Raw genomic sequence first — 11,438 nt, forward strand, 5'->3', positions numbered from 1 at the left:
AGCGCTCGTTCTTGGGTTTACGGATTTTCGGCACCGGCTGCGGGCCGCAGGCCAGCGCGTTCAGGCAGGCGGGCTGAGCGGATGTCTTTTCTTTCTTTCCTTTCGCCGTCGCGCCGGAGCCAAATGCGAATGCAAATCCGGCCGCAACGCACATTGCCAATATCCATCGCATGGCAGCAACCTCCGCTTGATCGAACTGGCAGATTTCAAAGCCTACCGCTCCGATATGCCGCGCATCAACACGGGCGGTTTCGCGATATGGCGCGGGCGTCCGCCATTGAGACCGCCGTGCCACGGCAGTGGAAGCCGAGTATCTTCGGCGCCCCCGGCAGATAGAAGCGGTCGGCGTCCTCGATCCGAAATCCCGCTTCGCTCAGCAAGTGCGCGGTGTCGCGGTTGATCTGGCAGCCGCAGGAGAACACATTCCACAGCGGATTGAGACGGTCCTGCCATTGCGCGATGTTGGCGTCGTCCGAGCGGCCGTGTTCGAGGAACAGCAGCCGGCCGCCGGGCTTCAGCACGCGGCGGATTTCAAGCAAAGCCGCAACCGGATCGCCGACCGAGCACAAGGTGTAAGTCAGCACTGCGCAATCCGCGATGCCGTCATCAAGCGGAAGCGTCTCGCCGGGCGCCTGAACGATCTCGACGGGAACCGGGCTCTGTTCAAATTGCTTCCTGCCGAGTTCGAGAAAGCCCGGCTCCGGATCGATCCCGATCACCTTTTTCACCTTGCCCGGATCGTAATGGGCGAGGTTGAGGCCGGGGCCGATGCCGATTTCAAGCACGACTCCGCTGGCCTGCGGAACGATCGACTGGCGAAGTCCGGTAATGTTCGAACGCGAACAGGCATAGCCGATCAAGCGCGGCCCGATATAGCGGCGGTAGAGGCCCATTGGTTCGCCTCCACATTCACCAGTGGGAAAATTATGCGAACGCCTAAGCGACGCCGAGCTTCTTCTGCAGGCTCGTGGACGATGTCGTATACTGGAACGTCAGTTTCTTTTCGGGATAGACGTAGCGGTGGATTTTCTGCGCCGCCAGCGCCCCCTCATGAAAACCGCACAGGATCAGCTTCAGCTTGCCCGGATAGGTGTTGATGTCGCCAATGGCGAAGATGCCCTTCTCGGACGTCTCGAAGCTTGCGGTCTCGACCTCGATCAGATCGTCGTCGAGCTTCAGCCCCCAATTGGCGACCGGGCCGAGCTTCATCGTGAGCCCGAAGAACGGCAGGATCGCATCGCAGGCGATTTCGAAGTTCGATCCGTCGTTGCGCTTGACGATGGCCTTCTCGACCTGGCCGTCATTGCCTTCGAGCGAGCTTACCTGCCCGAGCACGAAATCGATCTTGCCCTCGCCGACCAGCGCCATCATCTTGTTGACGCTGTCGGGCGCGGCGCGGAATTCCTGGCGGCGATGCAGCAGTGTGAGATGTCCCGCAAGCGGCGCGAGATTCAGCGTCCAGTCCAGCGCGGAATCGCCGCCGCCCGCGACCAGGAGACGCTTGCCGCGGAACTGCTCCATCTGCCGCACCGCGTAATGCACCGACCTGGCCTCATAGGCCTCGATGCCGGGAATCGGCGGTCGCTTGGGCTGGAACGAGCCGCCGCCGGCGGCGACAATCACCGCCTTGCATTCGAACACCTTGCCGGCGTCGGTGGTGACGCGAAATTCCGGATCGCCGGTCCGCTCGATGGTCTCCACCATCTCGGAGAAATGAAATTGCGGACCGAACGGCTTGATCTGTTCGAGCAGCGCCTTGGTCAGGCCGTCGCCGGTGACCATCGGGATGCCGGGAATGTCGTAGATCGGCTTCTCGGGATAAAGTTCGGCGCATTGGCCGCCCGGCTTGTCGAGAATGTCGATCAGATGCGCCTTGATGTCGAGCAGGCCAAGTTCGAACACCGCGAACAGGCCGCACGGGCCCGCTCCGATGATCACCACATCGGTCTTGATGACATTCGTCGCGTCCAGCATGACGTCACCTGCCCTGATAGCTTGGGGTGCGAACCAGCAATCCGTCGAGGTCGTCGCTCATCTTGATCTGGCATGACAGCCGCGAATTGGCGCGCACGTCATAGGCGTTGTCGAGCTGCTCGTCCTCTTCCAGCGAGCGCTCGCCGGTTTTGTCGAGCCACGCCTCGTCCACATAAATGTGACAGGTGGCGCAGGTGCAGGAGCCGCCGCATTCGGCGACGATGCTCGGAACCGAGCCGCGCATGGCGGCTTCCATGACCGTCTCGCCAGTCTCGGCTTCGATGTCATGGACGGTGCCGTCATATTCGATGAACGTGATTTTCGGCATGATGCAAAAATGGATTGCTGCGAGGTTTCCGGGATGCGACCGGGACGCGATCGTTTGTATCCAAACCGATTTCCGGCGTCATCTCCCGGCCGGGGCGGCACGGCGTTCCGGATCGTCCTTTCCCTTAAAGTGACAAGCGCGCTGCAGCCGGTGTGCTGCCTGAGCAAATCAGGCCTGCCGCTCCGGGGTGCGCACGATCAGCCCGTCGAGCGCGTCGGACACCTTGATCTGGCAGGACAGGCGCGAGTTCGGCTTCACGTCGAAGCCGAAATCCAGCATGTCCTCTTCCATCGGCGAGGGCGGGCCCACAATCTCGGTCCAGGCCTCGTCGATATAGACGTGGCAGGTGGCGCAGGCGCAGGCGCCGCCGCATTCCGCCTCGATGCCCGGAATCCCGTTTTTGATGGCGTTTTCCATCACCGTCGAACCGTTCTCGGCCTCGACGGTCCGGCTTTCGCCTCCGTGGTCGATAAAGATGATCTTGGCCATCTGGGGCTTTCAGACTTCGCTATCCAAGGGAGAAGCAGCGATCCGGCCGGCCGCCGCGTTCGCCGGTATATAGCGAATTGCCGGCCGAGCGCCAGCGGCCTCAGCACGAGCCGAACGGTCCGGCTTTTCGACAACGGAAAGGAATGAGCCCAGCCAGTCGCGAGCCTGCGCCGGCTCAACACACCGGACGCAGCAGCTCCGCGATTTCAGTGCGCGTCTCGCTGATCGCCGCACGCAGCGCCTCGACGGCGAAGCTGCGGCGGGCCATATCCCCCTCACGGGCGGCCTGCTCGACCTCCGCCGCCGCTTTCGCGATGGCGAACGCACCGATCCCGTCGGCCGAGCCCTTCAGGGTGTGGGCTGCCGCGGCCGCAACCGGATGCGGGGCGGTTTCGATCCGGGCCATCAGAAGACCGATCTGGCGCTCGAACAGCGTCAACACCTCGCGCTCCAGTGCGCGATCGCCGAGCGTCATGCGCGCGAGATGGACATGGTCAATCGGCCGGTCGCCCGGGATCAGCGGGGGCGACGCCACGGCGTCCAGCGCCGTCTGGGTCACTTCGATCATCATACGCCTCCGGAGCTCTATCGGCTCCTATCCGGGTAATTTGACCTGCCTCTGGCCAAAGCGGGGTAAAAAACGGCCCCGAAAAGGCGACGCAAGGACAGCAATTTCCGGCAAAGTTAACGGATGCCTAAGGTGTGGGTTCCCGCTGCTGTCCCGAAATCACACAGGGTTGAACGGTACCTCATTAACGATGATTAAGAGGTACTTAACGCGGACTGTTTAATTCGGCCGGTTAAGCCGATAGGATGGCTCCCGGCGGCTGATGTCTTGGCAATATTGCGACCGGCTGAACCTGCGGCTTTTTGGCCGAGGATCGCTTCGAATGCCCGGACTGTGCCCCGTCAGTGTGTGTCAGTGAGGCGGGAAGACCATGTCCAACAAACCGAAGAAGGTCGTCGATCCGACCGAAGCGGCGATGGCGGCGATTCAGGAGGCGCTCAAGGTCCGGGACGCCGAAATGAACAATCCCGCAGCCCCGCGTCCGGCCGCACCGCCGCCCGCTTCCGACACGGATTTCAGGCCGGCAGCGAAACCGCCCGCCGCGCGGCCCCCCGTGGCCGCCGAGCCGCAAGTCCCGATGCGCGAGCCCGTCGCGGCCGCAAGCGATCCGGCTTTCGGCTTGGAAAGCCCGGCCGATGTCGAGCCCGGCCGCCCTGCCAATGACGACTGGAAGTCGGTCGGCCAGATTCTGCAATCGACGCGCGTGCCCTCGCCAAAGCCGATGTTCATCGCCGCCGGCATTCTGTCGGCCGTGTGGGTTGTGCTCGCCGTCATCCTCACCGCGCCATACCTGTCTCAGCTGCAGCAGAATTTCGCTTTTGTCCTGATCGCGCTGCTGTTCACCTTTCTTGCCCCGGTCGGGTTCTTCTTCACCGTCGCGCACATGATCCAGCGCTCGCGCGAGATGCGCGCACTGTCCCAATCCATGGCCGAAGTGGCGCTGCGCCTGTCGGAGCCCGAAGGCCTCGCCCGCGAATCGATCGTCAGTGTCGGCCAGGCCATCCGCCGCGAGGTCGCTGCCATGGGCGACGGCGTCGAGCGCGCGCTGGCGCGCGCTGCCGAACTCGAAGCCTTGGTGCAAAGCGAAGTCGCAGCCCTCGAACGGGCCTACAATGACAACGAAGTGCGCATTCGCGGTCTGCTCGACGATCTCGCCGGCCAGCGCGACAGCCTGATCGGACAGGCCGAACAGGTGCGCAACGCCATCACCGGCGTGCATCTCGACCTCAATCAGGACATTACCGGGATCAGCGATCAGGTGGCCTCCCAGGTTGCCGCGGCGACCGATGGCATCACCCGCGAATTGCAGGAAAAGACCGATCATATCAACATTACCCTGAACCGGGTCAGCGATGAGATGCTGGCCCAGCTCGGCGAGCGCGCCGGGGAAATCCTGGAGCGGCTGCGCCAGATCGCACAGGAAACCGCGCAGGCCGTCGACAATATCAGCCAGCAGGCGGCCGCCTCGATCGAGAATTCCGGCTTCGCCACGACCAGCGCGATCGACAGCGCGGCCGAACGGCTCAACGCCAGCCTCGCTTTCAAGACCGAGTCGATCGCCGAGGAATTCGACGTCCTGTCGCAGAATCTCATCGAGATGATGCAGTTGCGGCTGTCGAACGTGACCAACGACTTCTCGCAGCGTTCGACCACCATCACCGAATTGATGAGCGAGCGTGCCGGCGAAATCTCGGCCAGCCTGCTGCAGGTTTCGGCGCAGGCCGCCGACAATCTCACACAGGTCGCTGCCCAGAGCGCGGACAATCTTTCGCAGGTCGCAGCGGTAAGCGCGGACAATCTTTCGCAGATTTCCGCGCAGGTCGCGGAGAATATCTCGGCGCGCAGCGAGGAAGTGAATTCGACCTTGCGTGCGACCGGCGAATCGCTGGTGGTCGATCTGAGCCTGCGCGGCGGCGACGTGGTGCAGAAGCTCGAACAGACCGGCGCTGCGATCACCGAGACCATCCTGTCGCGCAGCGACGAGGTTATGGAGACCTTCCGCAGTTCCGCCGACACCATCGCCACCACCATCGGAACCCATGGCGACGCGCTCAAGGAAATGCTTGGCGCGCGGCTCATTTCATTCGAGGAAATGTTCAGCCAGGGCGGCACCGCGCTGGCCGAACGGATCGCCAACGATGCATCCAACCTGGGCAACCTGATCACCCGCCATCTCGGCGAATTCGACCGCACCGTGAAATTGCACGGCGCCGAGCTGGTCGAACGGCTGGGCGACCGCACCCAGTCGGTCACCGATACGATGCGCGCCTGTATCGACAATTTCGATCAGCGCATCGGCAGCAAGACCGGCGAGATCACCGACGCGCTCGATCTGCGGCTGAACCGCTTCCAGGAAGCGCTCGACAATCGCACGCAAACGCTCAACGAGGCGCTCGGCGGACGGGTTCTCGAAATCGCCAAGACCCTCGCCGAGGGCGGCAAGGAAGTCGTGGTCGCCATCGAGTCGCGGATCGGCGAGGTGCACAGGGCGATCGAGTCGCGCGGCAACACGCTGGCTGAGGCAATCGCCGCCAAGGCTTCCGAAATCGACCAGGTTCTCGGCAAGCGGGCCGGAGAAGTGGCGAGCACTCTTGATACCCGGATCGGCAAGTTCGAGGAGCTGCTGATCGGGCGCACCGAAGCGGCCACCAGCCAGCTCGAAAGCCGTGGCCTCGGCGTCGCCGACACCGTGGTGGACAAACTCACCAAGGTCACCGAATTGCTGGAGAGCAAGAGCGCAGGCGCCGTTCAATCCCTGAGCGAGCGGTCGGACAGCGCAGTCCAGACCGTCGAGACCCGCGCCCGGCTCGCTGCCGAGTTCTTGGCCGATCGCGCCGACAAAATGTCGATCGAACTCGAAACGCGCGCCCGATCGGCAAGCGAGATCCTGATCGAACGCGCCGGCAAGGCGGCAGCCGAGGTGGAAGGCCGCACCCGCGGCGCCAGCGACATTCTGGCCGAGCGGGCCGAACAGGCCGCGGCGCAGCTTGAAAGCCGCACCCGTGCGGTGGCCGACGACCTCGCCTCGCGCGCCGACCAGATCGTCCTGCAGATCGAAACCCGCAGCCGCACCGCAACCGAAGCGGTCGCCGAACGCGCCGAAACCGCTGCCCTGCAGATCGAGGGCCGCACCCGCTCGGTGACCGACATCCTGGCGGAGCGCGCCGAAAAGGCAGCGTCCCAGTTCGAAGTTCGGTCGCGGGCAGCGGTCGAGTTGCTCGGCCAGCAGGCCGAACAGGCTGCAGCCCAGCTCGAGGGCCGCACGCGGACCGCCGCCGATGTCGTTGGCGAGCGCGCCGGGCATGCGGCGATGCAGTTCGAAGGCCGGACCCGCGCCGCCACCGACATTCTGGCCGAGCGCGCGGAGCAGTCCGCGATCCAGATCGAAGGCCGCACCCGCACCGCGATCGAGGCGTTGGCCGAGCGGGCCGAACAGGCCGCCTCGGAGGTGGAGGGCCGCACCCGCTCCGTTGCCGAGGTGCTCGCCGAGCGCGCGGAAGAGGCCGCAAACCAGGTCGAGGGCCGCACCCGTGCGGCGACCGAAATCCTGACCGAACGCGCCGAGCAGTCCGCGATCCAGATCGAGGGCCGGACCCGCACCGCGATCGAGGCGCTGGCCGAGCGGGCCGAACAGGCCGCCTCCCAGGTGGAAGGCCGGACCCGCTCCGTCGCCGACACCCTCGCCGAGCGCGCCGAGAAGATCGCGATGCAGATCGAATCGCGCACCCATGCCGTGACCGACATGCTGGTGAGCCGTTCGGAAACGGTCACGGGCCAGATCGAATCGCGCACCAAAGCTGCGGCCGAGGCGCTCAACAGCCGTCTGGAAATGCTGGCGCAGTCCGTCAGCCACAATACCGGCGAAGCGGAACGCTCGATGTCGGCCCTCGCCACGACCTCGACCGAAGCCATGCGCAACGCCGCAACCGAAGCCGAGCGCGTGCTCGGCGTCGTATCCGCGGGCATCGGCTCGGTGCTCAAGCAGAATGCCAGCGAGGTCGAACGCACCCTGCTCGGGGTCAGCGCCGAAGTCGCGCGCGGCTTCGTCGGCAAGGCCGACGAGATCGCCGCCGCGGTCTCGGCGCGGGCCAATGAAATGACCCGGGTGCTCGATACCAATTCCTCGACCCTGCTCGCCGCGCTGTCGGCAAAGGGCCAGGAATTCACCAGCGAAGTCCAGCGCGCCACCCATTCCGCGGTCAGCGCCATCGAGAGCAAGGGCTTCGACTTCACGCGCACGATGCTGGACAATTCGAACGAACTGGCCCGCATCATCAACGACGCCGGCGAGACCTCGACCGCGCGCGTCAACCAGACCCTGCAGAACCTGCAGCATACCACGCGCGAAGCGATCGAGCAGACCGAACGGGTCGCAACCGAATCGGTCGCACAGGTCATGGAAACGCATGCGCGGCTGCGCGGCGAATCCAACACGCTGTTCGAACGCATGCGCGAGGCCAATGTGCTGCTGCACGAGGTGCTCACCGCGGCGCACGAGAACATGGCGGTGATCGAGGGCTCGCTGACAACCCGCGTCTCCGAATTCGCCAATGCCATGAACGATGTGACCTCGCGCAGCGATATCGTGGGCGAGCAGATCAACGCCCATGTGCAATCGTTCCGCTCCGATACCTCGGCGGTGCTGGAAAACCTGTCGCAGCTTGCGGCGCAATTCGCCCAGCATGGCCGCGTCCTGGTGGAAGCGGTGGAGGCCGTCGACAAGAGCAATCGCCGCAGCGAACAGACGGTTGCCGAGCGCAAGGCCGCGCTGGAAACGCTCGTTGCGACGCTCGACATGAAGTCTGAGGATCTGGAACAGCGGCTCGCCCGCTTTACCGAGCTGCTCGACCGCTCGCTCGCCGGCGCCGAGAACCGCGCCCTCGAAATCGCCCGGGCGGTCGCGGAAAGCTCGACGTCGGGCGCCCGCTCCATTGCCGAGCAATTCGAGATCGTACGCGAGACCGCAGAGGTCGAGAGCAAGCGCACCAGCGACCTCATGCAGACGATCTACGACCAGGCGATCGGCGCGACCGATGCGCTGTTCAAACAATCCGCGGAGCGCTTTGCCGAAACGCTCGCCGGCATGAAAGAGATGGCTGCGGAAATGCAGGCGCAGCTCGAACAGACCCGCACCGAGTTGCGGCGTGGAATCCTCGAATTGCCGCAGGAGACCGCCGAAAACGCCGCGCAGATGCGCCGCGTGATCGTCGACCAGATCGAGGCGCTGGCCGAGTTGAACCGGATCGTCAGCCGTCACGGTCGCGCGATCGAGGCGGCAGAGCCGCGCCGCGCCGCCGAGCCGGTGCTCGCGGTGGTCGGCGGCGGCCGCACCGAGGCGCCGCGCGCGCCGCAGGCGCGGCATCCGGAACAGCCGCCACAAGCGCCGGTCGCCCGTCCGGCGGCTCCCCCGGCCCCGCCCCGCGCGGAGACTTACGCCCCGGCTGCCTCAACCGCCGCTCCGGCTGCGCGCGGCAATCAAGGTGGCTGGCTGTCCGATCTGCTGCACCGGGCCGACGAAGTACAGGCGCCGCCAGCGCAACCGGCGCGCCAGTTGCCCCCGTCCCCGCCGCAACGCCCGCTGGACTCGCTCGATGCTTTGTCGGCCGACATTGCGCGGCTCGTGGACCACGATGCCGCCGTCGATATGTGGGACCGCTACAATCGCGGCGAGCGCGACGCCTTCACGCGCCAGCTTTACACCATGACCGGGCAGCGCGCCTTTGACGACATCCGCAACCGTTATCGCGCGGACCGCAATTTCCGCACCACGGTGGACCGCTACATCGCCGAATTCGAACGCCTGCTCGAGGACGTCTCACGCGACGAGCGCGGCGGCCAGGCGATGGTGCGGACCTATCTGATTTCGGAAACCGGGAAGGTCTACACCATGCTGGCGCATGCCGCCGGCCGGTTCGACTGATCGGAGATTACCTCCAGAGAGACATGGACAGGGGCGGGTTTTCAAACGCGCCCCTTTTTCTGACGCCGGCCTGACCGGGGCTGTCGGCTGCCGCACCGGAACCAGGAAAGATTTGCGCTCTGTGACCCAGCTCACAGAAGGCGCAGCCGCCCCTCGCCATGCTGCATTCAGGCAGAGGGGGTGGCGTTGTGTTTGCGTATCCGAAAGCCCTGCTGATCGGTCTCGTTCCCGGTCACGTTCCCGGTCGTATCCTTGGCCGCGTGCATGTGCCCGGCCTGGCTCTCGGTTTCATGCTTGGCGGCGCGCTCGCTCTCGCCTTCGTCCCCGCAAAGGCGATGGCCTGCACGCCGGCGCAAGGCGCGTTGCAGTCACACGCGGCGGACCGCTGCAACGCGCCCGAACCGGCGGACGGACGGATCCCGGCCAGCCAGATCGATGCGATCACCGATTGGCTCGCGGACCGCTTCGCGCTGCCGCGACCGGCCGAACGCCCGGCGATCGTGTTCGAAAGTCCGGAAACGCTCGCACGCATGCGTTACGGCGGTTTTGTCATGCAGCACGATATCCAGCGCCAATCCACCGCCGGCCGGCAGCCGGGCTTCGCCGATGGCCGCACGCTCTACAACGATGCGAGCCGCACGATCTACCTGCCGGAGGACTGGAGCGGCACCGACGCCGAGTGGTCAGCGCTGGTGCATGCACTCGTGCATCACCTGCAGACCGCCGGCGGCCTCGCCTATCCCTGCGCAAGCGATCGCGAGAGCATCGCCGTTCAGGCGCAATCGGCCTGGCTGCGGCAATCGGCAAAGCCTGCGGCTAGCGAAGCCGAGCCCGGTGGCATGAACCTGCTCGTCCGCAACAGCTGCCTGTGAACGATCAGAAGTAAAGCGTCACCGCCGCGCCGGCTGCGTCGCCGGACGGCCACCGCCGAAGATGATGCGCGAGGGATTTTCGTCAAAATTGCGTACCGCGCGGTCGATGGTGTTGAGCGTGCGGCGGCTGTCGACGACCAGGCCCTCGATCCGCTTGTCGAGATTTTCCGCAAGAGCCTTGAATGCGCGCACCGCCTCCGGCACGTCGCCCTTCTCCGCCGTCAGCGTCTCGAAATTGCCCAGCACGCGGTCCGCGCCAGCGAGAATACCGTCGACCTTCTCCGAATTCTTCGCCAGCGCATCGGTGAAGGACTCGATGTTCTTCACCGACTTCGACAGCGAGTCGGAATTCTTCGCCAGCATGTCGGTGAAGCTCTCGATATTCTTGAGCGAGTTCTTCAGCGCCTGCTGGTTCTCGAGCAGCACCGTATCGATCCGCCGCGCCACGTCGCGCGCTGCCGCCATCATGTCCTGCGAGGCGCTCGAGCCAGCGGTCAAAAGCGGCGTGTCGCCCATCTTCGCTGTCAAGGGCTCCGCGCTCGGCGAGCCGCCGCGCAGCGCGAGGATGGCGATCCCGGTCAGCCCTTGCGAATCGAGGCTGACCTCGGTGTCGGCACGGATCGGCGTATTGGCATCGACCGAAATCGTGACGATGGAGTTTTTGGGATCCTTCGGGTCGAGCGTCAGCCCGGTTACCTCGCCGACGCGGATGCCGTTAAAGGTGACGGACGCGCCCGAACGCAGGCCGCCGATCGGCCCCTGGAACACGACGTTGTAGGCCGTGCGCTCGCCGGTACCGCCGACATGATGGAACCAGTAGACGAAGCCGAATGCGCCAAGGATGACCGCCAATGTGAAGCAGCCGATCAGGATATAATTCGCTCGCGTTTCCATACGCCCAACCTCACATCGTTGCGCCAACGCGGCCGCGCTTGCCGCGGAAGTAAGCCTTCAGCCACGGATGTTCCGAGGCCAGCATCGTCGACATCGGCCCTGCCGCGATCACCTTGCCGTCAGCCAGAACGGCGATCCGGTCACAGACGGAATGCAGGGAGTCCAGGTCATGGGTTACCATGAAAACGGTAAGCCCCAAAGTGCGCTGCAAGGTTCTGATCAGATTGTCGAATTCGCCTGCGCTGATGGGGTCGAGGCCGGAGGTCGGCTCGTCGAGGAACACGATGGCCGGATCGAGCGCGAGTGCGCGCGCAAGCGCCACGCGCTTGATCATGCCGCCCGACAATTCCGAGGGCATCTTGTTCAGTGCTTCCGGCGGCAACCCCACCATCT

Annotated in this window: 9 protein-coding genes; 2 read left to right on the plus strand and 7 right to left on the minus strand. The window is 64.9% G+C overall.

Annotated elements, in window-relative coordinates:
* Nucleotides 1-236: 236 nt before the first annotated feature.
* The 5 genes from ACK41X_RS09955 to ACK41X_RS09975 all read right to left on the minus strand — a co-directional run bounded on the left by ACK41X_RS09955 (nucleotide 237) and on the right by ACK41X_RS09975 (nucleotide 3,359).
* Entirely contained in the window at nucleotides 237-893 is a 657-nt protein-coding gene (locus tag ACK41X_RS09955) for a class I SAM-dependent methyltransferase (protein WP_409722101.1), read from the minus strand.
* A 43-nt stretch (nucleotides 894-936) separates the two neighbouring features.
* Nucleotides 937-1,974 carry an NAD(P)/FAD-dependent oxidoreductase gene (locus ACK41X_RS09960; RefSeq protein WP_409722104.1) on the minus strand — a complete coding sequence of 346 codons (1,038 nt, stop codon included), beginning with the start codon at nucleotides 1,972-1,974 and terminating at the stop codon, nucleotides 937-939.
* A gap of 4 nt (nucleotides 1,975-1,978) precedes the next feature.
* On the minus strand, nucleotides 1,979-2,302 hold the full coding sequence (locus ACK41X_RS09965) for a 2Fe-2S iron-sulfur cluster-binding protein (RefSeq protein ID WP_409722107.1): 324 nt from the start codon (nucleotides 2,300-2,302) through the stop codon (nucleotides 1,979-1,981).
* A gap of 168 nt (nucleotides 2,303-2,470) precedes the next feature.
* Nucleotides 2,471-2,791: a 2Fe-2S iron-sulfur cluster-binding protein gene (locus ACK41X_RS09970; RefSeq protein WP_409722109.1), complete on the minus strand. Its 321-nt coding sequence runs from the start codon at nucleotides 2,789-2,791 to the stop codon at nucleotides 2,471-2,473.
* A gap of 175 nt (nucleotides 2,792-2,966) precedes the next feature.
* A complete protein-coding gene (locus ACK41X_RS09975; protein WP_409722112.1) occupies nucleotides 2,967-3,359 on the minus strand; it encodes an Hpt domain-containing protein in 393 nt (130 codons plus the stop codon).
* Between the two features lie 370 nt (nucleotides 3,360-3,729).
* On the opposite strand from ACK41X_RS09975, the gene ACK41X_RS09980 reads away from it, so the two are divergent.
* Both ACK41X_RS09980 and ACK41X_RS09985 read left to right on the plus strand, forming a co-directional pair.
* Nucleotides 3,730-9,279: a hypothetical protein gene (locus ACK41X_RS09980; RefSeq protein WP_409722114.1), complete on the plus strand. Its 5,550-nt coding sequence runs from the start codon at nucleotides 3,730-3,732 to the stop codon at nucleotides 9,277-9,279.
* A 188-nt stretch (nucleotides 9,280-9,467) separates the two neighbouring features.
* Nucleotides 9,468-10,151: a DUF6647 family protein gene (locus ACK41X_RS09985; protein ID WP_409722117.1), complete on the plus strand. Its 684-nt coding sequence runs from the start codon at nucleotides 9,468-9,470 to the stop codon at nucleotides 10,149-10,151.
* A gap of 18 nt (nucleotides 10,152-10,169) precedes the next feature.
* Here ACK41X_RS09985 and ACK41X_RS09990 read toward each other — a convergent pair whose 3' ends face one another.
* Together ACK41X_RS09990 and ACK41X_RS09995 are read right to left on the minus strand one after the other, a co-directional pair.
* Nucleotides 10,170-11,045: an MlaD family protein gene (locus ACK41X_RS09990; RefSeq protein ID WP_409722120.1), complete on the minus strand. Its 876-nt coding sequence runs from the start codon at nucleotides 11,043-11,045 to the stop codon at nucleotides 10,170-10,172.
* A gap of 10 nt (nucleotides 11,046-11,055) precedes the next feature.
* Nucleotides 11,056-11,438 (minus strand): ABC transporter ATP-binding protein (locus ACK41X_RS09995; protein ID WP_409722122.1); only part of this gene is annotated, 383 nt, incomplete at its 5' end.

This window comes from Pseudorhodoplanes sp. (assembly GCF_046289595.1).
Lineage (GTDB): Bacteria > Pseudomonadota > Alphaproteobacteria > Rhizobiales > Xanthobacteraceae > Pseudorhodoplanes.

What these genes read in the sequence shown, in the direction of transcription:
- ACK41X_RS09965 (WP_409722107.1), bottom strand. Translation starts at nt 2,302, where the DNA reads ATGCCGAAAATCACGTTCATCGAATATGACGGCACCGTCCATGACATC.
- ACK41X_RS09960 (WP_409722104.1), bottom strand. Translation starts at nt 1,974, where the DNA reads ATGCTGGACGCGACGAATGTCATCAAGACCGATGTGGTGATCATCGGA.
- ACK41X_RS09955 (WP_409722101.1), bottom strand. Translation starts at nt 893, where the DNA reads ATGGGCCTCTACCGCCGCTATATCGGGCCGCGCTTGATCGGCTATGCC.
- ACK41X_RS09990 (WP_409722120.1), bottom strand. Translation starts at nt 11,045, where the DNA reads ATGGAAACGCGAGCGAATTATATCCTGATCGGCTGCTTCACATTGGCG.
- ACK41X_RS09975 (WP_409722112.1), bottom strand. Translation starts at nt 3,359, where the DNA reads ATGATCGAAGTGACCCAGACGGCGCTGGACGCCGTGGCGTCGCCCCCG.
- ACK41X_RS09980 (WP_409722114.1), top strand. Translation starts at nt 3,730, where the DNA reads ATGTCCAACAAACCGAAGAAGGTCGTCGATCCGACCGAAGCGGCGATG.
- ACK41X_RS09970 (WP_409722109.1), bottom strand. Translation starts at nt 2,791, where the DNA reads ATGGCCAAGATCATCTTTATCGACCACGGAGGCGAAAGCCGGACCGTC.